The sequence below is a fragment of the Paenibacillus sp. TC-CSREp1 genome, assembly GCF_050171015.1.
Taxonomy (GTDB): domain Bacteria; phylum Bacillota; class Bacilli; order Paenibacillales; family Paenibacillaceae; genus Paenibacillus; species Paenibacillus silvae.
In genome coordinates this window covers 288,555-314,316 of the sequence record NZ_JBNOKM010000007.1, presented here as the reverse complement: position 1 = coordinate 314,316, position 25,762 = coordinate 288,555, and the positions used below count along the sequence as shown (strand labels likewise).

General features: G+C 51.5%; 20 protein-coding genes, 1 pseudogene and 1 riboswitch. All 21 genes and pseudogenes read left to right on the top strand.

Annotated elements, in window-relative coordinates:
* Positions 1 to 48 precede the first annotated feature (48 nt).
* The 21 genes and pseudogenes from ACQSGY_RS12975 to ACQSGY_RS12875 all read left to right on the top strand — a co-directional run bounded on the left by ACQSGY_RS12975 (position 49) and on the right by ACQSGY_RS12875 (position 25,501).
* The gene (locus tag ACQSGY_RS12975; RefSeq protein ID WP_427052177.1) at positions 49 to 1,500 is read left to right on the top strand and encodes a catalase; all 1,452 of its coding nucleotides are present in this window, start codon (positions 49 to 51) and stop codon (positions 1,498 to 1,500) included.
* A gap of 221 nt (positions 1,501 to 1,721) precedes the next feature.
* Positions 1,722 to 2,138: a BlaI/MecI/CopY family transcriptional regulator gene (locus ACQSGY_RS12970; protein ID WP_216515067.1), complete on the top strand. Its 417-nt coding sequence runs from the start codon at positions 1,722 to 1,724 to the stop codon at positions 2,136 to 2,138.
* Positions 2,139 to 2,160: 22 nt separating this feature from the next.
* On the top strand, positions 2,161 to 3,003 hold the full coding sequence (locus ACQSGY_RS12965) for a M56 family metallopeptidase (RefSeq protein ID WP_427052176.1): 843 nt from the start codon (positions 2,161 to 2,163) through the stop codon (positions 3,001 to 3,003).
* 59 nt (positions 3,004 to 3,062) lie between these two features.
* Positions 3,063 to 3,479 carry a DoxX family protein gene (locus ACQSGY_RS12960; RefSeq protein WP_427052175.1) on the top strand — a complete coding sequence of 139 codons (417 nt, stop codon included), beginning with the start codon at positions 3,063 to 3,065 and terminating at the stop codon, positions 3,477 to 3,479.
* 391 nt (positions 3,480 to 3,870) lie between these two features.
* On the top strand, positions 3,871 to 4,572 hold the full coding sequence (locus ACQSGY_RS12955) for a pirin family protein (RefSeq protein ID WP_427052174.1): 702 nt from the start codon (positions 3,871 to 3,873) through the stop codon (positions 4,570 to 4,572).
* Positions 4,573 to 4,622: 50 nt separating this feature from the next.
* Positions 4,623 to 4,961 carry a hypothetical protein gene (locus ACQSGY_RS12950; protein ID WP_216515065.1) on the top strand — a complete coding sequence of 113 codons (339 nt, stop codon included), beginning with the start codon at positions 4,623 to 4,625 and terminating at the stop codon, positions 4,959 to 4,961.
* A gap of 311 nt (positions 4,962 to 5,272) precedes the next feature.
* Entirely contained in the window at positions 5,273 to 6,871 is a 1,599-nt protein-coding gene (locus ACQSGY_RS12945) for a spore germination protein (protein WP_427052173.1), read from the top strand.
* Between the two features lie 4 nt (positions 6,872 to 6,875).
* On the top strand, positions 6,876 to 8,075 hold the full coding sequence (locus tag ACQSGY_RS12940; protein ID WP_427052172.1) for a Ger(x)C family spore germination protein: 1,200 nt from the start codon (positions 6,876 to 6,878) through the stop codon (positions 8,073 to 8,075).
* Positions 8,068 to 8,289 carry a hypothetical protein gene (locus ACQSGY_RS12935; RefSeq protein ID WP_427052171.1) on the top strand — a complete coding sequence of 74 codons (222 nt, stop codon included), beginning with the start codon at positions 8,068 to 8,070 and terminating at the stop codon, positions 8,287 to 8,289. Before ACQSGY_RS12940 ends, ACQSGY_RS12935 begins: the two co-directional genes overlap by 8 nt.
* Positions 8,290 to 8,307: 18 nt before the next feature.
* On the top strand, positions 8,308 to 9,537 hold the full coding sequence (locus ACQSGY_RS12930; RefSeq protein WP_427052170.1) for a GerAB/ArcD/ProY family transporter: 1,230 nt from the start codon (positions 8,308 to 8,310) through the stop codon (positions 9,535 to 9,537).
* Positions 9,538 to 9,668: 131 nt separating this feature from the next.
* Complete coding sequence (locus ACQSGY_RS12925) at positions 9,669 to 10,496, top strand: uroporphyrinogen-III synthase (protein WP_427052169.1); 828 nt, start codon at positions 9,669 to 9,671, stop codon at positions 10,494 to 10,496.
* A gap of 416 nt (positions 10,497 to 10,912) precedes the next feature.
* A riboswitch (cobalamin riboswitch) is annotated at positions 10,913 to 11,103 on the top strand.
* Between the two features lie 406 nt (positions 11,104 to 11,509).
* Positions 11,510 to 13,447, top strand: coding sequence for a precorrin-3B C(17)-methyltransferase (gene cobJ, locus ACQSGY_RS12920; RefSeq protein ID WP_427052227.1), 1,938 nt, complete (start codon positions 11,510 to 11,512; stop codon positions 13,445 to 13,447).
* A gap of 1,047 nt (positions 13,448 to 14,494) precedes the next feature.
* Positions 14,495 to 15,553 (top strand): annotated as a pseudogene (locus tag ACQSGY_RS12915) (sirohydrochlorin chelatase); the annotation flags it as partial.
* Positions 15,554 to 15,915: 362 nt separating this feature from the next.
* Complete coding sequence (gene cobK, locus ACQSGY_RS12910) at positions 15,916 to 16,686, top strand: precorrin-6A reductase (RefSeq protein WP_427052168.1); 771 nt, start codon at positions 15,916 to 15,918, stop codon at positions 16,684 to 16,686.
* 127 nt (positions 16,687 to 16,813) lie between these two features.
* Complete coding sequence (locus ACQSGY_RS12905) at positions 16,814 to 17,461, top strand: precorrin-8X methylmutase (RefSeq protein WP_184181180.1); 648 nt, start codon at positions 16,814 to 16,816, stop codon at positions 17,459 to 17,461.
* Between the two features lie 387 nt (positions 17,462 to 17,848).
* Positions 17,849 to 19,003 carry a cobalt-precorrin-5B (C(1))-methyltransferase gene (locus tag ACQSGY_RS12900; RefSeq protein ID WP_427052167.1) on the top strand — a complete coding sequence of 385 codons (1,155 nt, stop codon included), beginning with the start codon at positions 17,849 to 17,851 and terminating at the stop codon, positions 19,001 to 19,003.
* Positions 18,966 to 20,249, top strand: a complete 1,284-nt coding sequence (cbiE, locus tag ACQSGY_RS12895) for a precorrin-6y C5,15-methyltransferase (decarboxylating) subunit CbiE (protein ID WP_427052166.1) — start codon at positions 18,966 to 18,968, stop codon at positions 20,247 to 20,249. Before ACQSGY_RS12900 ends, cbiE begins: the two co-directional genes overlap by 38 nt.
* 316 nt (positions 20,250 to 20,565) lie before the next feature.
* Positions 20,566 to 21,267, top strand: a complete 702-nt coding sequence (gene cobI / locus ACQSGY_RS12890) for a precorrin-2 C(20)-methyltransferase (protein ID WP_427052226.1) — start codon at positions 20,566 to 20,568, stop codon at positions 21,265 to 21,267.
* Positions 21,264 to 22,061: a precorrin-4 C(11)-methyltransferase gene (gene cobM, locus ACQSGY_RS12885; RefSeq protein WP_427052165.1), complete on the top strand. Its 798-nt coding sequence runs from the start codon at positions 21,264 to 21,266 to the stop codon at positions 22,059 to 22,061. The genes cobI and cobM overlap by 4 nt, the downstream gene beginning before the upstream one ends.
* On the top strand, positions 22,054 to 23,142 hold the full coding sequence (locus tag ACQSGY_RS12880; RefSeq protein ID WP_427052164.1) for a cobalt-precorrin 5A hydrolase: 1,089 nt from the start codon (positions 22,054 to 22,056) through the stop codon (positions 23,140 to 23,142). The genes cobM and ACQSGY_RS12880 overlap by 8 nt, the downstream gene beginning before the upstream one ends.
* 451 nt (positions 23,143 to 23,593) lie before the next feature.
* Complete coding sequence (locus ACQSGY_RS12875) at positions 23,594 to 25,501, top strand: cobyrinate a,c-diamide synthase (RefSeq protein WP_427052163.1); 1,908 nt, start codon at positions 23,594 to 23,596, stop codon at positions 25,499 to 25,501.
* Positions 25,502 to 25,762 lie beyond the last annotated feature (261 nt).

The window sequence follows — 25,762 nt, the reverse complement described above, 5'->3', positions numbered from 1 at the left end:
GTAGATAGATACAACAGAGAAATATCCAAATCAGAGGAGGACGACAGGATGACAGATCGTTTGACGACTAATCAGGGAGCGCCCGTAGGAGATAACCAGAATTCACGAACAGCGGGCAGAAGAGGGCCAACCTTGTTAGAGGATTACCACCTTATCGAGAAGATTGCACACTTTGACCGTGAACGCATTCCTGAGCGCGTTGTACACGCAAGAGGAGCTGGAGCACATGGGGTGTTCAAGCTGGAGCAGAGCATGAAGGCGTATACTACAGCTGACTTTCTGCAAGAGCCGGGTATCGAAACAGATGTGCTTGTAAGGTTCTCGACCGTTATCCACGGCACAGGTTCTCCCGAGACTGCGCGGGATCCGCGCGGATTTGCCGTTAAATTTTATACACATGAAGGCAATTATGATCTTGTCGGAAACCATCTGCCGGTTTTCTTCATTAGGGATGCGATTAAATTTCCGGATATGGTTCACTCACTCAAGCCGGCTCCAGATACCAACATTCAGGACCCGGCACGTTATTGGGATTTTATGACGCTGTCACCGGAATCCACGCATATGATGACCTGGCTGTTCTCTGATCTGGGAACTCCGGCAAGTTACCGCGAGATGGATGGTTTCGGAGTGCATGCTTTTAAATGGATCAATGCCCAAGGCGAAGTGCACTATGTAAAATACAAATGGGAATCTGCCCAAGGCGTTCGTGCCTTCTCCCGTCAGGAGGCTGCTGAAGTTCAGGGCCAGGATTTTAACCATGCAACACGTGATTTGTATGACCATATCAAAAACGGGGATTATCCGCAGTGGAAGCTGCAGGTGCAGCTGCTCAAGCCGGAACAGATGAATGATTTCTCGTTTGACCCGCTGGACCCGACCAAGACATGGCCAGAGGACGTCCTTCCGTTTCAAACCGTGGGCACGATGACTTTAAATCGCAATCCGCAGAATTTCTTCGCGGAAGTGGAACAGGCGGCGTTCTCACCAAGTGCAGTTGTGCCAGGTATTGAGCCGTCTGAGGATAAATTGCTGCAAGGCCGACTGTTCTCTTACCCGGATACACAGCGTCACCGTCTTGGACCGAACTATCTTCAGATTCCGGTTAACTGCCCTTATGCGCCAGTCCGTAATCACCAGCGCGATGGCTTGATGAATGTGAATCAGGACCCGTCCCCGGTGAACTATGAGCCTAACAGCTCTGGCAGCAGCCCGCAGGAGGACCCGGCTTACCGGGATAGCCAGGTTCCTTTACACGGTCATGTAACAAGAGAAAAAATCGAGAAGACAGATGATTATACGCAGGCAGGGGAACTGTTCCGTTCATTCACACCTGTGGAGCAGCAGCATCTGCTGGATAATCTGACGAATGATCTTAAAGCAGTGCCGGTCGATATTCAGATGAGAGCATTGTGCCACTTCTTCCGTGCGGATGCACAGCTTGGTGGGCGACTCGCTCACGGTCTGGGTGTAGACATTTCAGGGCATATGCCGAAGTAACGCTCCCACGAAGGCATCCATTAAAGAAAGTTCAGAACAATACATCAAGGTTTGTCATATGCACCGGGCAGGACCGCATTGTGCGGAACGGCCCGGTTTTTTGCATTGTTTTTACTCAAATGAAAAACAATTTTACTAATCATTTACATAAAAATAGCTGACATAGAGGTTGACTTCTTATCTATGGACACTACAATGGGTAGTGTGAGGGGTGTCAGAATATGAGAATACACAATTTCAAAGTGGGTGAGCGTGGGCTGAACCGTTTCTTTGGTCCGCTGGAGGCCAGGATTATGGACATTCTGTGGGCTCGTCCCGGCAGCAGCATTCGCGAAGTACAGACTGCACTGGAACAAGACAAAGACGTCAACTTTAATACCGTCATGACCGTAATGAATCGTTTGGTGGATAAGGGATTGCTCGGCAAAACACAAAAGGGCCGCACATCGTTGTATCAGCCCGTTCAGAGCAAGGAGGCATTTATGAACGATCAATCCAAGGAATTGTCCCAGGAACTGGTGGACGAATTCGGGACGCTGGCATTGAATCATATGCTGGACGCGCTCGAAGAAGCTGACGAGGGTTTGATTGAACGACTCGAAATGAAGATCAAACAGTGGAAAAAGGATAACGAGTAATATGTGGAGGACCCGCTCCAAGATGTTGTTCACCGTCGGGTTTGGTATTCCGCTGCTGGTGCTGGTGCAGATGTTTATGTATGCGATGTACAAATTATTTGGGTGGGACATCCGGCTCAATCTGTTGTGGCTGTGCAATCACTGGATGAGCCGCATGGGCTGGATGTCCGTAGGACATTTCCTGCTGCTGCTGGTGCTGCTGACGTTTGCCGGGACAAGCTGGCTGCTGTCTGTACGAATGATTCAAACACGCGCGGCGGTGACCAAGCTGCGTTCAATGGAGAATCACATCTGGTCGGCAAGGCTGAATGCCAGATATGAGCATCTGAGAAGGCCGCGGTTTCTTGTGGTAGAACAGTCCTCTCCGGTTGCTTTTACGATCGGGTTGTGGCGGCCTTGCATTGTGCTCTCCACAGGTTTGCTGCACATGCTGGATACGGAAGAAGAGAAGGCAGTCGTATATCACGAGGTTCATCATCTGTGGCATCGTGATCCACTCAAAACGACATTGCTTTCCGTCTTTGCTGCGATGATGCCTTATATCCCTGTGCTCAAGCATACGTCACAGCAATATCGCATTGTGAGAGAGATTCTGGCAGACAACGAAGCCATTGAACGAACAGGGAATGCGGTTGGTATTGGCAGTGCTCTCCTGAAGCTGCTGCGTGCATGTTCACCATCAACGGGAGAAAACAGAACGCAGATCATTCAGTCTTCGTTTGCCGATACGTCAGTGAACGTGCGCATCTCACGGCTGCTGGACCCTGAACGGGATGTTAAGCTACGTTTACCGCGTTATGCGATTCTCATCTCGGCAACGGTATTTCTGTTGCTGTCCATTCTGTTTGTCTGGTCGATCGGATAGGAGTGTTTGGATCACGAAAGAGACATAATGAACTAAATATGAATGAAACGGGGAGATGAATGATGAATAACAAAAGTATTGAAATGGGCCTCTTTTTCTTACGAATTATGATTGGTTTGATCTTTGTACTGCACGGATGGAGCAAATTCGAGGGTGGAATTAGCGGAACGGTAGGTTTCTTTGAAAGTATAGGCATTCCGGGTTTTATGGCATCTGTCGTTGCTATTATTGAGCTTGCAGGTGGTGCAGCAGTTATTCTTGGTCTGGGTACACGTATATTTGCAGCTTTATTCATCGCTGTAATGGTGGGAGCGTTGTTCACGGCCAAGGCAGGTCAGCCGTTCCTGAATGGGACAGAGCTGGATTATATGCTGATGGCAGGATCGTTAACGCTGCTTCTGACCGGGAGTCGTTTCTTGGCAGTGGATTATCTGTTTAACAGACAAGGGAATGCACGACAGAACGTGAGCGCCTGATCTGTGTAAGGCGAGTGCAGAAAAGAAACTGGCAAAGCGGACCAGTCGCCTGAAAACTTTCTGCAAGAGAGCTTTCTGGAGGAAAGCTGCATCGGAAGCATACGCTTAGCACCGGATTTTCCCTTTGGAAAAGGGAATTGCCAGCTTAATGATGCTCTTGACCTAATCATTCAATCAGGTAACGAGGTTTGCCTGATCGAATGGAGGGGTCAAGGGCTTTTTTTCGTTCATGCAATAGTATCTGATGTTTGGACGAATGCCCTTGATGTCTGATATAATGAGAATAAGTATGCTACTAAGAAAAAATAAGAGTAGATAAGAACAAACCAGCAGGCAAAACATTAGAAAAAATAAGACAGGCATTACAATAGATATGAGGAGGTTGCACGATATGATTAAGATCATTCCATCTGAAGCACGTTCCAGTTTTGACCGTGGGTGGCTGCGCGGAAGCCACAGCTTTTCCTTTGGTGAGTATTACGATTCGGACAATACGGCCTTTGGACCGATGCGGGTTGCTAACGATGATGTCATTGCCCCCGGTCGCGGTTTTGGTGCACATCCCCATAGTGATATGGAGATTGTATCCATCGTACTGAATGGCAAGCTGAGACATGAAGACAGTCTTGGTAACGTGGCTGTAACCGGCTTTGGCGGCATTCAGCGAATGTCGGCAGGAAGTGGTGTGATTCATACCGAGCACAACGCCTCCGATACGGAAGATGTCAGACTGCTGCAGCTGTGGTTTATGCCGCATACCAAAGGGCTGCAGCCATCCTACGAAACCACCTCCTTTGATACAGCAGCTCTGGAGGGAGCTCTTGTACCTGTTGCATCTTCCGAGGGAGGGCCACGAATCGCCACAGTGCATCAGGATATGACGATTTATCTTGGGCGTCTGGCTAAAGGAAAGACGCTTGATTTTGAGCAGCATGCCGGACGCCGGATGTACATTTTCTCCATTGAGGGCAAGCTTGGTCTGCAAAATGAACATGTGCTGCAGACAGGAGATACGGCAAGAGTGGAGCAGACCCCTTCGATGAAGCTGGAAGGACATGAGGACACTTTTTATATGTTGATTGATCTGCCGTAACAAGCAGAAGGACTGATTCTCACGCCAAGATCAAAGGAGGAAACACACCTATGGCACAGCAGGAATGGTTTATGGTAAAGCACGGCGTAACCGGGCGCGGCCTGGCGAACAGTAAAACAGATGCAGAACTGTCTTATCGCTTTCAGAAGCAAGGCACGGGTTACGTGTTCACCGTAACGGGGCTGGACGAGCAGACGGTTGCCAGGATTATTGACCTGAAACAGGAGTTGAACGTATTTCGCTTTGTACAACGCAAAGATCGCCCGCTGACGAAGAATTGGTATTATGTCGATGGCGACCGTGTCACGTATGACAGCGAGCGGTGTACACTCACGATTTACGCCAAATCGGAAATTGAATATATTCCAGATGATTATTTTGCTGACTAGAGCGTGTCTGAAAACGCTGAAGGAAGCCAATTTTGCTGAATTTTCGTTCCAAGCCAGGAAGTTTTCCGCAGGCGTGCCGGGGCACGTCGAGGGAAAGTGACGCAGCAGGGGGCGAAAAGGCGGTAAAAGATGCACTTCAGTAGGTTTCAAGACACGTCCTAAACCGGTATCAAAATAAAACATGTGTGCTCTGCACATTTGTTCAACAAGTCTTCCTTAGGGAAGGCTTTTTTTTGTGAAAAAAGACCACATAATTCCTTGCCCTCTGGCACAAGCTACCTTGTATAAAAACAAGAATGGAGGGGCGGCATATGGCAGATAAATCATCATCGGGCAGTAACAAATCCAAAGCTTCGGGATCGGTCTCCAATCATGGCCAATATGTTCCACTGGGGCTGCCGTCTCCGCCTATTCTGAAACAGCCCATCAGTGCGGTTCATTCCAATCAGATTCAGGCGTTAAAGGAGATTTTCTCGGATTGCTCGGACGTGGTTTTCCGTAATGTCATGATTTCACCGGAGACGCAAGGCCTTATGGTATACGTGGAGGGTATCGTTAATTCGTCAGATATTCAGGAGCACATGCTCCGTCCCTTGATTCATGGACTTGTGCAGCAGCGATCGGATGAACCGGATGTGCCCATTGATGATACACGCATTGAGTTGACCCAGGTGAAACGTGTCAAGACATGGGATGCTGCAACAGAAGGTGTACTGGCTTCCTCCGCACTGCTGGTGATGGATGGCAAGAGTGAAGCATGGCTTTTCAATGTGAAAGGCGGAGTAAGAAGGGGCGTAGAGGAACCGCAGACAGAGTCCGTTATTCGTGGACCACGAGAAGGCTTCACGGAAACGCTGCGGATGAATACGGCTTTGCTTCGCTTCAAGCTGAAGACTCCTGCACTTAAAATGGTTAGTATGACGCTGGGCACGGATACCAAAACAGATGTGGTCCTGATCTATCTGGAGGGCGTCGCTGATCCCAAAATGATTCAGGATGCCAAGAAACGTCTGGAAAAGATCGAAATTGACGGCATTCTGGAGTCAGGATATATCGAAGAACTTATAGAGGATCATCCGTATTCTCCGTTTCCACAGATGCATTATTCGGAACGCCCTGATACCGTAGCCGGGAACCTACTGGAGGGACGTTTTTCGATTATGGTGGATGGTACACCCTTTGCCTTGATCGCTCCTGTGACGATGTGGCAGATGTTACAGGCCAGCGAGGATTATTATGAACGCTTTTTTATTAGTAATCTCATTCGCTGGATTCGCTTTCTATTTGTTGCGATTGCCCTGTTCCTGCCGGCCCTTTACATTGCAATTACAACGTTTCATCAGGACATGCTGCCGACTACACTGATTCTCAGCATAGCTGGTGCAAGGGAAGCTATCCCTTTCCCGGCACTTATCGAGGCACTTATCATGGAACTGTCCTTTGAAGCCTTGCGAGAGGCAGGGGTAAGGCTCCCCAAGACAGTCGGTCAAGCTGTCAGTATTCTCGGTGCCCTCGTGATTGGGCAAGCCGCTGTGCAGGCAGGTATAGTATCGGCACCGATGGTGATTATCGTATCCATGACGGGTATTGCCTCGTTTACGATTCCCCGCTTCAACTTTGCGATCACTGTTCGGCTGCTGCGATTTCCGATCATGCTGTTGGCAGGTATGCTGGGGCTGTACGGTATCGTCATCGGTCTTGTGCTAATCTCGGTGCATCTCACACAGATGACGTCATTCGGCGTGCCGTATCTGTCAGGTGTTAGCCCGTACAGCAAAAAAGATACCAAAGACATTCTGGTTCGTGTGCCTTGGTGGAAAATGATCAATCGTCCTTCAACGGTCAATCGGGACCGGAAGCGGATGACTAGAGATATTAATGGTTCGCCGGAAGCGGAGGAAGGATGGTAATCCCATGCGTTTTTTAATAAAATACAGAGCTGTCGCTGCACTCCTCCTATGCACCTCTCTGCTTGCTGGCTGCTGGGATCGTGAAGAGATCAATGATATTGCTTTTGTCATTGGCATAGCTGTGGATAAGGAAAATGATGATTACCGATCAAGTCTGCAAATTGCTCTTCCTGGACAATCCGGGGCATCCGGAAGCGAGGGTGGCGGTGGTGGAACAAGCGGTGACAAACCATGGTTTATCCTCTCCAATACAGCGAGCACACTGCGCGGGACATCGCTGGAAGGTCAGAAATCACTCTCGCGCAGAATTTATTATGCGCACCGCCGCACCATCCTGATTGGTGAGGAGCTTGCACGTGACGGTGTTGCTCCCATGCTGGATTTGTTTACAAGATACCCTCTTAACCGGTTGTCTGCATTGCCGGTCGTTACACGTGGAGAAGCGTATAAGGTCATTGATACGGATGCACCGATCGAAAAGTTCCCCTCCGAGATGGTACGGGAATTATGTTTTCTCAACATGCGAAATCCGCGTTCGCTCAAAACGTTCATCGATTCGATACTAAGCGATGGAGTGGACCCGTTCCTGCCCATCGCGTCCGTCTCGGACAGTGTGCCTAAGGATTGGAAGGACTCCAAAACCAATATCAAGCTCGACGGGCTGGCTATTTTCAAAAAAGACAAGCTGGTGGGCATGATGGACAAGGCTCCTGCTGATGCGCTCATTCTGGCCATGGGTGAAGCCAATGAACCTGAGGTTATGGTTAAAGCCCCGCGCGGGAAAGGTGATCTGTTCATTAAACTGAATGAGAATAACTCGTCTCTTCACCCCAAAGTGGTTAATGGCAAGGTGAGTGTGACGATTCAGCTCTATGCCAAAGGTGTCATCGTGGACAATGAATCTGATTACGGTGACCGGCGTGAGAATGAAATTATGAAACTAAATGAAGAAATACATCTGAAGATTAAAAAAGATATTGAGGAAGGCGTTCGTTTGGTTCAGAAGAAATTCAAAGCAGACATTCTCGGTATAGGCCGCTCCATCCACCAGCATTTACCCAAAGAGTGGGACAAAATCAAGGATCGATGGGATGTCATCTATCCGGACGTTCAGGTACATGTGGTACCACACGTCATTATTGAAAATGTAGGCATTATCAATAAACCAATCGGGGTCGTAGAGGAGGATATTGTGCATGATTAAACCTCTGTTGTACACGTATCTGGCCATGGTAGTGGTCGTGCTGATCTTGGACTTTCGCCATTTGAAGCAGGCGGCCCCCGTTAATCGCTGGCTGTCTTACGGAATCATCGTCCTGGCAACAGGCATCTGGTTTTATGTGACGACATTGAAAAAAACGGTTTTTCTATCGGTATGGATGAGTCATATCATTCAGCGATTGCTTCCGTTACCCTGAGAGAAAGGAGGAGGCAGAATGAATCAGAAGGTAACCCACCGGCAAATGGTGTTAATCATTATGCTGCTGAGTATTACGGGTACACTGCTGCAGCCTCATGCACAAGCGATTTTCTATGCACAACAGCATGCTTATCTGTGTTACGTACCCGTTGTTCTAATTATGTTTACGTCGATGTGGATGCTTAGTCGTGTGCAGCGGCGCTTTCCAGATAAGGATCTGTTTGAATCACTTGTGACGCGATATCCTTTTTTGGGAAGGCTCGCCGGATTTATGTACATTGCGTTTTTTTTCTTTGTATTTGCAAGAGATATTCGGCTGACGGGTGACTATGTAAGCATCACACTGCTGGAAACTACGCCTATATCCATTATTGTGCTTTCTTTGATTGTGATGGCTATATTTATTGTGCGCGGGGGTCTGGGTTCCCTGATCGGGATGGTGGAGCTGTATGTGGCTCTTTTTCTGTTAAACTCCATCATTGTGCCGTTTATGCTGATTAAACAGATCAATATAGATAACCTGAAACCCTATTTTGATATTGATTTCGCAGGATTGGGAAGGGGAAGTTGGTATCTGTTCTCGTTTTACGGGGAGATGATTGCTTTACCGTTTGTGGTCAGGGGCAGTGACTTTAAGGTAAAGTCGATTTTCTCAGGTAACGTGATCACGGGACTGCTGATGATGTTAATTGTTGTTGAAACGATTACTTCGATTGGAGTCCCGATTGCCTCCAGACTTGTGTATCCATCGTATGAACTGGCAAGGCAGCTGCAGATCAGTGATTTCCTGGATCGGTTTGATCTGGCGCTTGCGGCGGCAACCTTGCCTTGTATTATAACGAAGATTGCGTTTGACCTGTACTTTGTGTGCTGGGGACTGAAACGAATGATTCCCAAAGTGTCAGGCAAGGTGCTGACAGGGCCGATTGCATTGATGGGTTTTGTCTGTGCATTCTGGTTTTTCCGCAATGCGATACAGCTGAATCGATTTACCCGGGAGTGGACATGGATTGCCATTGTATTTGAGGTAATATTTCCGATGGTATTCTTTCTGTTTCTGCGTCCACGTAAAAAGGAAGCACAGCATGCCCCGCATTCTGATTCCGGGGAGCGTACGTCTAAAGGCGAGCAGCACGGACAGGAACGTGAGCAGAAATCAATGGAATCGGATGATCAGACGGACGAAAAGCCTGGAGATCAGAAACGCAAGGATACCCTTGGTGGCGGAAATCTGCAGCCTTCCTGATATATACCATAAAAAATCGTTATAGCTGATGAGGGCAAAAAGAGAGCGGTCATGGTTTCCCTCCGCAGAAGCAGCCTGTATACTGTAGTCAGACTAATGAACATTCGGCTGAACGAACAGGGGGAGCTTACATGGCACAGCATTTGGCAGGGGTACGTGTTGCATTAACCGGACCGCGAAAATCCAAAGAGATGTCTATATTGGTAGAGAAGATGGGTGGAGTTCCACTCGTGCGGCCTGCACAGGGGACGGTATTTCTGGATGATCGCAATATTAGAGACGGGTTGGTCTCCTGGATATCCGATCCGCCGGATTGGGCCATTTTTACGACCGGCATGGGGTTGGACGCTTTGTTTAACATGGCTGAGGATATGGATGTTGCCGCGCAGCTACGGGATGTCATTGCTGCATCTTGTATTGCAGCCAGAGGATATAAAACGGTCAATGCACTCAAGAAGCTGAAATTGACACCGCTCGTACGGGATGATGATGGCAGTACAGACGGGTTGATTCGTGAGCTTGGCTCACATGATCTTGCTGGTAAAAAGGTCATGCTGCAGCTTCACGGTGAAACCGCTCCGAAGCTGGTGGCCTGGCTGGAGGAGCAGGGGGCTGCCGTGAGGCAGGTGCTGCCATATCGTCATGTACCGCCGGAAACAGCAGAGCTTGAGCAGTTACTGAATGAGATCATTCGGCATGAGCTGCATGCAGTAGCCTTTACCAGCGGTCCGCAGGTTCGCTTCTTGACGGAATATGCAGCTGCTCAAGGTAAACTGCAGCAGATGCTGACAGCTTTCAAGGAAGGGGTAGTCCCGGCCTCTGTGGGTAAGGTAACCGCGAATGCAATGCGTGAGGAAGGCATTGAAGCCATCGTTGTACCTGAGGAAGAGAAGATGGGCGCCTTAATTGTTGAGCTTGGTCGTTACTTCGCAGCACATCCGGTGGGTGTCCGGGAGTAAGATATAGAAAATGGTTTTGGGAAATAGCATACGGCAGTGGTTTAAAGCACAGGTAAATGGAAGATGGTTTTCGGAGATGACAGATCGAAGATGTTTTCTGATATGATATTATGAAAGATGTTTTCATAGCATTATGGAAGAATTTAAGGAATAGTATATGGAAGAATTTTTAGGAATAACTTTATGGAAGAATTTCTAGGAAGAGTGTATGGAAGATTTTAAGGAGTAGTTATATCTGAAGAAGTTGAGGTTCTGGTCCGTTTGGCGGATCGGAATCTTTTTTGTTTTATTCATAATGAGTGATCAGGAAAGGTATGAAAGTGAAGTGTTTCATACATAAATTGTAAATCAGGACAGGCATGAATTGTAATCAGGACAAGCATGGACATTATTTCCTGACCGATGTTATGATGAAGACAATATGAAAGCAGCAAGGTGCTCTTGCATAAAGCAAGAGGTAACAGGGAATCGGGTGCAAGTCCCGAGCGGTCCCGCCACTGTAATGGTGAAGCACTTTTCGATACAAGTCACTCGAATTGAACGGGGAAGACAGAAAAGACAGCTGATGATCCAGAGCCAGGAGACCTACCTTGCATGTGTCACCAAACCCTTCGCGGAAAGGAGTGGTGTACGATAATTCAGGAAATGGGCAAACATCGGTTTGCTTCAGCAGGCCCCACAGGGGCCTCGTGGCTGTGTGTGTTCCTTCAGAGGGAAGCCCAGGCCGGCTTTCCTGAGTGTACGTACATGCGTATCTCATCCGTGATCAGGATGGGATTTTTTTGTTTTTATCATCGTAAAATGATGGACACAATCGGGATATTTGAAATAACAAGTGATGCTGAATGCATGGGAGCTATTGAATCGGGGCTGTATCCGAAGAAGAGTAGTGCAGTGCATTTCGGAATATTGGACATCGGCTGCCTGGAGAGGCGGGTAGAAGTTTTGGCATGTTCAGATCGATCGGCAAGGGACATGAACAGCAAGACAAGTGGAATGAGGGAGGAAGTAGTATGCAAAAGCAAGGCAAGCTGCTCATCATCGGGTTTGGTCCGGGTGCGATGGAGCATATTACGAAGCGTGCACTGGATGCATTGCAGGAAAGCGAGGTCATCATCGGATATAACACGTATGTTGATCTGATTCGGCCTTTGCTGAACGGACAAGCCATCGTACGTACAGGCATGACGGAGGAGGTCAGCCGAGCGCAGGAGGCAGTCAAGCAGGCTGAGGCAGGTCATATCGTAGCGGTTATCTCCAGTGGAGATGCAGGGGTATACGGTATGGCCGGGCTGGTGTATGAAGTGCTGATCGAGCAGGGCTGGACACCGGATACGGGGGTAGCTGTCGAGGTAATTCCCGGTGTATCTGCGATTCAGTCTTGTGCTTCCTTGCTTGGCGCACCCGTCATGCACGATGCGTGTACGATCAGCCTTAGCGATCATCTGACACCATGGGAGACGATTATTCGCCGGGTTGAAGCGGCAGCAGCGGCTGATTTTGTCATTGCTTTGTACAACCCCCGGAGTGGACGGCGTACACGCCAGATTGTAGAGACGCAGGAGATGCTGCTGCGTTATCGTGATCCGAAGACACCTGTTGGTCTGGTCAAAAGTGCATACCGCGAGCGTCAGGACGTGGTCATGACCACGCTGGAGGATATGCTGAATCACGATATCGGCATGCTGACCACCGTGATTATCGGCAATTCCTCCACCATGATGTACGAAGGCATCATGGTCACCCCGCGCGGATATCAGCGGAAATATACGCTGAACTCCGCGGAACAGCCGCTCAGACCGCATGAGCGGCTGCGCACCGAAGCCGAGCCATGGTCGCTCGGCGCTCGGGAAGCCCGCGCTGCCGCCTCCGGCGAGGCAGCGGGCGATAACGCGGCGCGCCCTGCGCAAGCCGCGCCATCGGCGGAGCCAGCCCTGCGCGGCGCCAGCGCCGGAGCGGGCACGGCTCCGCAAGGGCCGCCGCCCGCAGGCGCATGGGCGGCCGCCACGCCTGCGGCAAGCCCGGCGAGCGCTGCCGCTGGCACCGCCGTGCTTGCCGCAGAGCGGCCCGCGTCCGCGGCGGCGGAGGCCGCACCGCGCGCAGCCGCTGTGGCGCCACGCGCCGGCGCAGCGGAGCTCGCCGCCGAGGCGCTGACGCGGCTCGCGGCAGGCGGCGCGCTCGCGGGCGAAGCGGCAAGCCGCTGGCTGGACGCAGCTGCGTCAGGCCCGGCAGCCGCAGGCGCGCAAGGCGCCAGCGGCGCTGCGGCGGTTGGCACCGCAGCTCGGCCCGTGCCGGGGCGCAAGGCGCCGCTCTTTGAGATCGGCGTATCGCCCGGCGTGGGCAACAAAAAGTTCACCGCCGCCCAGATGGCCCTGCTGGCGCAGTGTGCAAACGAGGACGGCGAGCTGGAGTATACACCCGAGCACCAAATTATTCTGCGGGTGCCGACGTTTGAGCCGGACACACTTGTGGAGCAGCTGCGTGCCGCGAACTTTATCGTGGTGCCGATCGGTGATGTCATCAAGGTCAAGGCCTGTGACTTCTGCAACCTGGAGAAGGACGATGCTGTACCGATGGCTAATCATCTGCAGGAAGTCATTGGCGGTTTATCCGCTCCCAAGGAAACAAGTGTAGCGCTGAACGGCTGCGGCATGGCTTGTTACGGGGCGGTGCTGGAGGACATCGGCATCGTCTACCGCAAAGGCGCGTACGATCTGTTCCTTGGCGGCAAAAAGTTCGGGCGCAACGCGCACCCGGCTCAGCCCGTAGCAGAAGGAATTCCCGGAGACGAGATTGGCGGCATCGTAGAACGTATTGTGGCGGAGTACAAAGAAAAAGGCCATCCAAACGAGCGATTCCACAAGTTTTTCAAACGGGTGGGTATCATTCAAGGCTTCCGCCACGTGGATGCACCAGTCACCGTGGAAGTTAACCCGGTATGCGGTGACTGATGTAGTAACTAATGCAGTAACTGATGTGATAACTAAGAGAACGAGGATACAGGATAGAAGATAGAAAGAAAGATAGGAGATAGATGACAAAGTTTGTTCACTGGCCAGGAGGATCAGGAAGCTGGAGATACGATTCGATCATCGACTAGGAGGATCAGGAAGTCGGAGGATACAGTTCGATCACCGACTAGGAAGATCAGGGAGTTAGAAGGTACTGGTCAATTACCGGCGCAGCCGAGTTTTATTTAGACCGGAACGCGTCCCGAAGCGCTAACGATTCCTAGGAGCCTTATATCGCGAAAAAAGGCCTTTTTGAAAATGTAACGAATCGTAGGAACGCTATTTCATTAAAAACCGCCTAAAGTTGGGGTGAAAGGCATCATTTTGGTGAAATAACGTTTCCTGAGATCGTTAGAATTCCTGCGGGGGTAAATCGGTGCAAATAACGTCATCTGGAATCGTTAGCGCGGGGGTGTGAGCGTAGTGGTTTGAAGTAAGTGAGATGGTTGACGGTTAGCGCGAGAGATACGGTGTTCCTGGATGATCTAGTAGTGGTAAAAGCCAAGTAGAAGTCTAGTGAAAACTCAGTAGAATCCCGGTAGAAACTCCAAAAGCCTGATTAAAACCAGTAGAAAACTAGAAAATCCCAGTAGATACGCAGCGAGCACTCGGTAGTAGATCGTAAAAGCTTAGTGCAGGTAATCACAAGTGTCGTAGACAACCGCGGAGAAGACTTACGTTTCCCCATAAGTGAAAGCGCAATAAAGCTCAATAAAAGCTCAGTAAGAATCAGTAAAAGCTTAGTAAAAACTCGGTGGTAGCTCTATGGAATCTCAATAGAATCTCAATAGAAGCTAAATTGAAACTCATAAGAAGCTCGTTACTAGCTCAGTAGAAGCTTGGTAATTAACCTAATATGGGTCACTTGATATATGTCTTAATAGATGCTCCTCCTTGGAACCGGGTGAAGAGCCTTACAAATATATGGAATTGAAATCGGACTTGAGAAATCTGATCTGTGGATCGGGCAGGGGAGGAAATAAGAAGATGGATGCAATTTTGTTGGTGGGACACGGGAGTCGTGATCCTGAGGGGAATCGCGAGTTAAAGGAGTTTGCACGTGAGGTTGCTGAACAAGCGCCAGAGAATACACTGGTGGAGACCTGTTTTCTGGAATTAACCAGACCGAGTATTGCTGATGGTGTGACTGCTTGTGTGGACCGAGGGGCGACACGTGTCGTGTTGGTACCGATTATTTTGTTTGCAGCCGGTCATGCCAAGATTGATATTCCGAATGCGATTGACCGTGCCAAAGCACGTTATCCGCAGGTGCAGTTTATATATGGTCGTCCGATTGGTGTGCATGAAAAAGTCGTGCAAATCATGCAGACCCGTCTGCAAGAAGCGCAGCCTGTGCGGATTGCAGCTCACAGTGAAGGGGGAACCGCCACAGCCGTTGCTGCCCCTCCTGCTCCCGTAACCGTAACGGATGAGGAAACCGCCGTGCTTGTGCTTGGACGGGGAAGCAGTGACCCGGATGCCAACAGTGACTTTTTCAAAATGACCCGCATGCTGTGGGAGAAGCTGCCGTACAGATGGGCGGAAAGCAGCTTTATCGGGGTAACCCAGCCCTCCTTCCCGGATGGATTGGAGCGTTGTCTCCTGCTGGGTGCGAAAAAAATCATCATCATGCCGTACTTCCTCTTTACCGGTGTGCTGATTAAACGCATTGATGAGATGACGGCTGAATTTGCAGCCGCGCACCCTGACATCCAGGTTGAAATCGGCGGATATTTCGGTTTCCATCCGAAGCTGGTCGAGCTGGTGCTGGAGCGTGCGCATGAGGGATTATACGGGCGGGTTACAGCAAACTGTGACAACTGCCAATTCAGACTTGAAGCAGCCAAGCATCACCACCACCATCATGACCATGACCACGGGCACGACCATCACCACAATCACGATCATGAACACGACCATGACCATCATCACCATCACGACCATCAACATCAGCACAACCATCATGACGATCACCATGACCACGGTCATGGGCACGGACATGACCATGAACACCATCATCAGAATCATACTCATGAGCATGGACATGACCATCACCACGATGATCACAGCCACAGCCATGGACACGACCACTACGAGCACGGGCATGTCCACAGCCATGATGGGCACGCGCATCACGATCACGGTGACTCAGGAGCGGAACATATACACTCGAACCAGAAACATCAAGAACAACAGCATGCACATGATCACACTGCAAAGACTGCTGTTCACCGCACGGCTGATTTCCATCATGACCATGATGAAGAACTGCACCTTGCGCATCCACAGCATGAAGGCAACCGGAACAGCAGGCAGTTGGAGGCAGAGCACGCAGCATCAAAAGCACAACTTGACCCATCCTCCGCTCAGGCACAGGTGGCATCAGCTTCAGAGCAGGTGAAACGCTCATGATCCTTATGCTGTGTGGCACCAGCGATGCGCGCGAGCTCGCGATTCGAATTCAGCAGCAAGGCCATAACGTGCTGACTTCCGTTGTAACCGAAAGCGCAGCTCAAAGTCTGACAGAAGCCGGTCTCCCGGTTCGTACGGGCCGTCTGACAGTAGAGGCAATGATCGAGCTGATTCGTGAAAAAAACAGCCCTGTCCTTGTGGATGCAAGCCATCCTTTTGCCGAGGAAGCCCATGCGAATGCCATGGAAGCCGCGAAGCAGGCGGGCATCCCTTACATTCGTTATGAACGTACCGGGCTTGCTTACGATGACCATGCACTGCTGCATGTGGTGTCATCTTACGATGAAGCGGCGCTCAAAGCCAAAGAGCTCAAAGGCTCTGTCATGCTGACGACAGGCAGCAAAACCTTGCAAATCTTCACCAAGCACCTGCTCGGTGATCCGGATATACGCCTTGTTGCACGCATGCTCCCCCGTCTCGACAATATGGAGAAATGCGGTGAGCTGGGCGTGGAGCAGCGCAATATTATTGCGATGCAGGGACCTTTTTCCCGAGAAATGAACGAGGCCCTTTACAAGCATTATGCAACGACCGTGATGGTCACCAAGGAAAGCGGCAAAACCGGAGCAGTGGACGAGAAAATCCAGTCTGCACTGGAGCTTGGTATTCATGTTGTGCTGATCTCACGTCCGGAGGCGGAGTTTGGCACGGTGTTTGATCATTTTGACGGTGTATTACACGAGCTCAGAGGAATTTTAGGGGAGTAGTTCTCTGTCTGATAGGCCTAATTTGAATAGTTCAGCTTTGAAGGGTTGGCGTGCTTGAAGCGTGGGACAGTACCTATATGATGATAATATTGGTCCAATAATATTTTACAGGGAGTGGTGTGAGTACATGGATTTCAAAACGGAGTTTAAACCACTGACGGTGCAGCCGCAGGAGATCGAGGGCAAAAGCTTTGAAATGATTACCGAGGAACTGGGGGAGCATCCGTTCACAGAGGAGCAATATCCAGTTGTACAGCGTGTTATTCACGCTTCGGCGGATTTTGAACTGGGACGCAGCATGGTATTTCACCCTGATGCCATTCAGGCAGGAATTGCAGCGCTGCGTGCAGGCCAATCGGTCATTGCTGATGTGCAGATGATTCAGGCGGGAGTGAGTAAGGATCGCATTCGTGGATTTGGCGGTGACGTGCATGTGCATATTTCCGACCCGGACGTGATGGAGGAAGCCAAACGTCTTAACACCACCCGTGCTATCATCTCTACGCGCAAAGCAACCCAGATGTATGAAGGTGGTATCTACGCCATCGGTAACGCACCAACTGCGCTGCTGGAGTTAATTCGTCTTGTAAAAGAGGGCGAGGCCAAGCCGGGTCTGATCATCGGCATGCCGGTAGGTTTTGTATCCGCCGCCGAGTCCAAGGACGAGCTGCGCAAGCTGGACATTCCGTTTATCACCAACATCGGCCGCAAAGGCGGCAGCACCATCGTTGTGGCTGCTCTTAACGCCATTTCGCTTATGGCTGTGAAGGCATAGATCGGCGGGAGTACTCAGGCTGTCCTCATTGTAGAAGTCGAAGGTCGGAGCAAAGCGATGTCCGCATCTGTTAGTACCACTTCTTCCAGTCCAGCAACTTTTAACGATTCCTAGCGACCTTATTTGAGGTGAAATCGCCTATTTCAAATTCTAACGAATCTGAGGAACGCTATTTGGCTGAAAAACGCCCCAAAGCACTGCAAATTGCACCTTTTTGGTGAAATAGCGTCTCCTGAAATCGTTAGAATTACAGCGAGGGAAAATTAGTCTAAATAACGTCATCTGGGATCGTTAGCGCGTAGGCGTGAGAGTAGTGTGTGTTACCAACCAACCATTGACGCAAGACCAACAAAAAACAGTAAAAAGAAGGACGGGAGGTTCAAAGCTATGGAAAAGAAACGCATGAAAAGCGGAGAAGCACCAGACCCGGATAAACCGATGCGTTCCGGCTTTACGACGGGGGCGTGTGCTACGGCGGTTGCCAAAGGCGCGACACAGCTCCTGTTAACGGGACATATCCCTGCGCAAGCCGTGGTTTCCTTGCCTGCAGGCTTTGACCACTCGTTCGAGCTGATCGAGCAGGGGCTGATGACGGACGGCACGGCAACCTGTGCCACGATCAAAGACGCCGGGGATGACCCGGATGCCACCCATCTGGCGAAGATCATTGCACATGTGTCCTGGCGGGACGAGCCTGGAGTGGAGCTGGATGGCGGCATCGGTGTAGGCCGTGTCACCAAACCGGGATTGCCCGTGCCCGTAGGCGAAGCAGCAATTAATCCCGTGCCGCGGCGTATGATCACCGAAGCCGTGACCCAAGTGCTGACCGAACATGGCACCGCGAGAGGGGTGCGAGTAGTGATCAGCGTGCCGGACGGCGAAGAGATTGCGAAAAAAACGCTCAATGCGCGGCTTGGCATTCTAGGCGGTATTTCCATTTTAGGCACACGCGGCGTGGTGGTTCCGTTCTCTACTTCAGCGTACAAAGCCAGTGTGGTGCAGGCCATCTCCGTTGCTCAGGCTTCCGGCTGCGAGCATATTGTGCTGACAACAGGCGGCAGCAGTGAGAAGTATGCAATGAAAATGATGCCCGAACTGCCGGAGGAAGCCTTTATTCAGATGGGCGACTTTGTCGGCTTTGCGATCAAACATGGGAAACGGCTGGGCATGAAACGCATCAGTCTGGTTGGGATGCCGGGCAAATTTGCCAAAGTGGCTCAAGGGGTCATGATGGTGCACTCCAAGAGTGCGCCGGTGGATTTTGGATTTCTTGCGTCCGTGGCTCGCGAGACCGGGGCTGGAGATGAACTGGCGCAAGCGATCGAGGAAGCCAACACGGCGACTCAGGTGGCGGATATGATGACCGAAGCGGGATATTTGCCTTATTTTGAAAAGTTATGCCTATATGCCTGCCAGCACTGTCTGGAACATGCGGGCGGCGGCGTAACGGTGGAAGTGGTGCTGGTCACCATGAAAGGAATGGAACTGGGGAGGGCGGAAATCAGTGAACTCGAACACAACAACTGGAGCAAAGAATCGTAACATCCGCATCATTGGCGTAGGCGAAGAAGGCGCAGCGGGACTGACAGCGGAGAGCCTGAATCTCATTCAGGAGGCTGATGTGCTTGTAGGCGGCGAGCGCTTGCTGCAATTTTTCCCGGCGTTTGTGGGAGAGAAGATTGTGATCAAGAGCAGTTTGAACGATCTCGTTGTGAAAATAAAAGCGTTGCAGGACTCACACAACATCGTTGTGCTCGCCTCGGGAGACCCGCTGTTTTACGGCATCGCCGGGTATTTCGCGCGTAAGCTTGGCCCGGATCAGCTGGACATCCGGCCTAATCTCAGCTCGCTGCAGCTGGCATTCGCCAAGCTTGGCGAGAGCTGGCACGACGCCGTGCTCGAAAGCGTGCACGGTCGCCCGCTCAAAGGCCTCGCCCAGCGCATCGATGGCAAAGCCAAAGTCGCGCTGCTTACGGACGAGCACAACAGCCCCGCTGCAATCGGGGCGTACCTGCAACAGTTCGGCATGACCGAGTATGATGCCTACGTTGCAGAGAACCTGGGCGCGGCAGATGAACGTGCCCGCCACTACACCCTGGACGAGCTGGCAGCAGCTGAGTGCAGCCCGCTGAACGTCGTCATTTTGCTGCGCCGCAAGGATGCACCGGCGCCGCGCAAAGGCTTCGGGTTTGCAGATGAAGAATTCCATCAGCGCAAACCCGAAAAAGGCCTCATCACCAAGCGTGAAGTCCGCGCGTTCAGCTTGTCCGAGCTGAAACTGGGCGAGGACAGCATCGTGTGGGATATCGGCGCAGGCTCGGGCTCGGTGGCGGTGGAGTGCACGCGGCTGGCGCCGCGGGGCCAGGTCTTCGCCATCGAAAAAAACGAGGGTGACCTCGTGAATATCGAGGCCAACCGTGTCAAATTCCGGACCGATTTCACCGTCCTGCATGCCAAAGCACCAGCGGGGCTGGACGAACTGCCCGATCCGGATGCGGTGTTCATTGGCGGCAGCGGCGGCGAACTCGCGCAGCTGATCGCCCTGTGTGCGTCCCGGCTGCGCCCCGAGGGACGCCTCGTGGTCAATGCAGCGACCATCGAAACCCTACATGACAGCATGAAGGCGATGCGCGATGCGGGCATGGACGCCTCCGTGACCTTGCTGCAGACGGCGCGGAGCAAGCCGATCCTGAACATGACCCGTTTTGACGGACTGAACCCGATCTACGTGATTACAGGGCAAGTTATCGCAGTAGACGAAGCGGAAGCAGTGAACGGAGCAGAGTAGTTTTTTTGGCAAGGAACCAAAGGGGGAGAGAAGCATTAGCACAACAACAGGAAACAACACAAGGGATACGTCAGGTAATGTGGCAGCACATGGCACTGCGGCCGTAAGCGAAACTGCGAGCGGTGCAGCAGGCATCACAGAAATGAACTCGGAAGGTCGCGCAGCAGGAAGAGCAGCAAGCGAAACGGAGAGCGTGCCAGGAACAGGAGCTGGATCTGTTGTCGGCACAACTGACAGCGCGATTGCAAACACGTCCTCCTCAGTTGCGGCTGCGTTGTCAGAACTACCGGCAGCTGCACCATCGGAGGGCAAAACGATTGGCACGCTGTACGGCGTGGGCGTTGGGCCGGGAGACCCGGAGCTGATTACGGTCAAAGCCTACCGGATGATCCGCGAGTGCCCGGTGGTCGCCTACCCGAAGAAACGCAAAGGCGGTAAATCCTACGCTCACGAGATCGTGGAACTCTATGTGAATCCAGATGAGAAAGAGATGCTGGGTCTGATCTTTCCGATGACCAAAGACCCGGTTGTGCTGGAGCGGGAGTGGGGCAAAACCGTGGAAGCTTGCTGGGAGGCGCTGAAGCAAGGCAAGGACGTAGCGTTTGTAACGGAAGGTGATCCGAACCTGTACAGTACGTTTATTCACCTTGCACGTCTGATGCGTGAACTGCATCCTGAAGTGCCAATCAGCTCGATCCCTGGCATTTCCTCTGTCCTTGGTGCGGCGGCAGCGTTGGATATCCATCTGGCTGATGGGGATGAGCAAGTTGGTATTATTCCGGCTACAGCGGACAAAGAAGCGATGCGGCAGGCGATTGAGCATCACGATACAATTGTGTTTATCAAAGTAGCGAAGGTGCTTGACCCGATGCTGGAGTTGCTGGACGAGATGGGACTGGGCGGCAAAGCGTCGGTGGTCACCAAAGTCACTTCCCCTTATGAACTGGTTTGGCGTGACGCACGTGAACTGAAAGGGCAGGAGCTGGAATATTTGAGCCTGATGGTGGTGAGCAAATGAAAACATTGGAACCGAAAGTTTACATTGTCGGTGCAGGTCCGGGAGACCCCGAGCTGATTACGGTAAAGGGTTCGAATATTTTGAAAAATGCCGATCTCGTTCTGTACACGGATTCCCTCGTGAATGACGAACTGATTGCGACAGCCAAACCCGAAGCCGAGGTGCTGCAAAGCTCAGGTATGGATCTGGAGCAGCAGGTTGAGCTGATGTGCAACGCAGTCGGGGCAGGACGCAGTGTGGCTCGTGTACATACAGGCGATCCGGCGATGTATGGTGCGATTTTGGAACAAATGGTTCTGTTAAAGCAGCAGGGTGTGGAATACGAGATTATTCCTGGCGTTAGCTCGGTATTTGCTTCAGCAGCAGCACTGGGAGCGGAACTGACTGTACCCGAACTCACGCAGACCGTCATCCTGACACGTGCTGAAGGACGTACGCCTGTGCCTGAACGGGAAAAGCTGCGCGATCTGGCATCCCACCACTGTACGGTAGCGCTCTTCCTGAGTGCAACATTGGCAAAGAAAGTCGTGGTGGAATTCCTCGCCGCAGGCTGGAGTGAAGATACACCGGTCGCGGTGGTGCAGCGGGCAACTTGGCCGGATCAGAAAATTGTGCGTACCACGCTGGCCAACCTGGCTGCGGATCTGCGTGCCGCAGGCATTACGATGCATGCGATGATTTTGGCAGGCTGGGCACTAGATCCTGATTTGGTCAACCGGGATGCACACCGCTCGAAGCTCTACGATAAGTCTTTCACCCACGGCTACCGCAAGGGAGTGAAGTCCGGTGAGTAATCCATTTGCTGCTGTAGCGATTACCAAGCATGGTGTGGAGATGGTGCGTAATCTGGAAGGACAGTTTCAGGGCACAGACGTTTATTATATGAGCAAATTTGCGCGTGGGGATGAAGAGCAGCTGGGATACACGTTGTTCGAAGGCTCGGTGAAGCTGATTCTGCCAGACCTGTTCAAACGATATAACGGCATCATTCTGTTTATCTCTCTAGGTGCCGTTGTACGCATGATTGCTCCGCTGCTGGTGGACAAAAAAGTCGATCCTGCTGTACTGGTCATCGATGACCGCGGCGAGAACGTCATTAGCGTGCTGTCCGGTCACCTTGGCGGTGCCAATGAACTTACGCGTCAAGTGGCTGAAGTGCTTGGTGCGCGTGCAGTTATCACGACAGCTTCGGACGTGCAGGGCACGATCCCGGTGGATATGTTCGGACGTGAGCTGGGCTGGATCGTGGACAGCTTTGATAAAGCAACCCCGGTGAGTGCGGCGGTGGTGAACGAGGAGCCGGTTGCGCTCATTCAAGAGACGGGTGAACGCAACTGGTGGCGGTACAACAAACCTGTGCCGGATCATATCCGGGTCTTCCGCAGCATGCAGGAGGCTGAAACATTTGCGTTTAATGCTGCATTGGTGGTCAGCGATCGTCTGCTTACGGCTGCCGAAGAGGAACGTTTTCTCGCAAACGGTGTGCTGTATCGCCCGAAGAGTCTTGTGCTCGGCATGGGCTGCAATCGCGGCACTGCACTGGAAGAGCTGGAGCAGGAAGTTTTGGCGACACTGGAAGAGCTGTCCCTATCCGTGAAGAGCGTGCGCAACATTGCCACGATTGATCTGAAAAAGGATGAAGCAGGCCTGCTCGCTCTATGTGCCAAATACGGCTGGGAACTCGTAACCTATACACCTGCAGAGTTGAATACAGTCAATCTGCCGAATCCATCGGAAACGGTGTTTAAATATACTGGAGCCTATGGCGTGAGTGAACCTGCTGCGCTGCTTTCTTCAGGGGCTGACCACTGGCTGCTGGAAAAGAAAAAGAGCGGTAACCTGACTATTTCCGTAGCGAGAGTTGCATTTGATTAAGAGGGGGTAGCGGCGGCGTGTGCACCCATCTGTATGCCTTGGAGAACCGGCTTTGCAGACAACGAATATTCTTTCGGCTTAACAGGCTTTTGTTGGCTGGTGTTACCGAGTACCTGCTATACATTGATGCACCACCCTCCAACGCTAACGATCCCCAGAGACCTTATTTCGTGAAAAAAGCACACGTTTCAATTCTAACGATTCTGAGCAACGCTATTTGGGAAGAAAAGCCTCAATTATGGCTATTTACGGCCCAAAAGGATCAAATAACGTCTGTAGGAATCGTTAGAATTTATTTTCCCCCATTTTGCGCCAAATAGCGTCATCTGAGATCGTTAGAGCGTGCACCCTAAAAAATGATGCTATACCACCTCATGTAAATGACCGTCCCAGGCCGTTGGAACCGATATGGGATGGTCTATTTGTTATATTCAGGTCAAAGGCGGGATTCATGATGAACACTAAAACTACTTTATCCAACAACCAGGCTGTCACAACAACATCTGGTAACCAGGCTGTGACAACGATATCAGGCAGTCAGGCTGGTACCACAACATGCAATAACCAAGCCGAGAGGAATATCTCTCATAATCAGAACGTGCCAGCAACATTTACGAACGAAGTAGCAGGTACGACAGCTTCCGATCGCCAAGCCGCACCTCGGCTAATCATCGCAGGTACGGGCAGTGGTGCAGGCAAAACAACGGTTACGCTCGGTCTAATGAAGGCACTTGTGCAGCGCGGATTGAGCGTACAAGGCTTCAAATGTGGCCCCGATTATATTGATCCGACCTATCATACGGCAGTTACAGGCCGAGCTTCCCGTAATCTGGACGCCTGGATGACCTCGCCAGACTATGTGCGGGAGACGTTTGCACGAGCATCCGCGGGACATGATATTTCGATTATTGAAGGTGTGATGGGACTTTACGATGGCAAGGACCCGCTCAGCAACACAGGCTCTACAGCGGAGATTGCCATGGTCACGCAAACCCCTGTAATTCTGGTAGTGGATGTGCGTAGTATGGCGCGCAGTGCAGCGGCCATCGTCCTGGGCTTCCAACAGCTGGAGCCCGAGCTGCATATCGCAGGTGTCATTGTGAACCGATGCGGAAGTGCAGGGCATTATACGATTGTCAAAAAAGCCATTGAGCAAATGTGCGGCATTCCGGTCGTGGGTTGGCTGAAGCGTGATGAGGACATGTCCATCCCGGAGAGACATCTCGGACTGGTGCCTGCAATTGAACGCGGTGAACTGGAGCCTTTGTTCCAGCGGGCAGCCAATGTGCTATTGGAAGGCACGGATCTGGATCTGCTGCTGGAGCTGGCAGCAAGTGCTTCACCGCTCCAGTGTACAGAAAGACGCGAGTATGGTGCAGACCGCTCAAAGACAGCTGGTACTACTAATGAAGATCATACAGCTCATGCTGCGAGTACGAATGATGTGAGCCTCGTCGATACGGCCAACAGTGCCGCTCACAACAGTGACACAGCGAGTTCAAGCAGTTCAGATCAAGCTGGTCAGAGCTGTGACCAAGCAAGTTCGATCCGTGCAAATAACACTGCTCACAGCAGCGGCATACTCAACCTGGCTGGTGCGGCTGGCGAAGTTCGCACCAGAAGTAAAATTAGCGCAGAAGACGTTGTTCATGCGAACGAGGTTGGGGCTACTTCTCAATCCATCGAGCTGCATGTCGCATCAGACACGTACCAGCCCGTTATCGCCGTAGCGCGGGACGCGGCATTTAACTTCTATTATCCCGATAATCTGGAGCTGCTGGAAGCGGCCGGAGCCCGGCTGCAGTATTTCAGTCCGCTGGCGGGTGAGAGCATACCGGCTGAAGCAGACAGTATATACCTTGGCGGTGGTTTTCCCGAGGAGTTTGCGGCAGTGATTGCCGGAAACGAACGTTTTCTGGAAGGGCTGCGCGAAGCAGTCCGTTCAGGGATGCCGCTGTTTGCGGAGTGCGGCGGCTATATGGTGCTTGGCGAAACGCTCACAGACCGTGAAGGCGTAACCTATACCATGGCAGGCATTATTCCTGCACAGGTGCAGATGCAGAAGAAGCGAGCTGCGCTGGGGTACCGGGAGGCGAGTGCGGTTCAGGATTCCTTTTTGCTGAAACAAGGTGAAGTGCTTCGGGGACATGAGTTCCATTATTCTACGATGACCTACCGTGCAGATGACGAGATTCCTTACGCATATGAGACAAAGGGACTGCGTGGTTTGAAGCAGGAGGGCTACGCAGCAGGCAGTGTTGTGGCAGGGTACACCCATATTCATCTTGGCTCGTATCCAGCAGCGGCACAGCGCTGGGTGCATCACTGCCAGGAATATCGCCAGCAGCGGACGCTATAGTCACCTGATTGAGAATTGCTATGATACGATGATCCATCTTCTCATTCATGTATCTTATTTTTAGTTTGTTCAGCTCAAAGATTAATTCGGCTTGTTTGTCCTTGTTTATCCTTATTGCTTCTGTACTCGTAATGCTGCTGTAATTGCGTGCATGGGTAAGGATTCTCCCCTTTAGCTCGAGTTTCGACAAGGGACGTATGGCGTATGCATCCTGCGCTGCATTCCTGAGACTTTGGTCGTGAAGTTGGCTTGCAGCTTGTG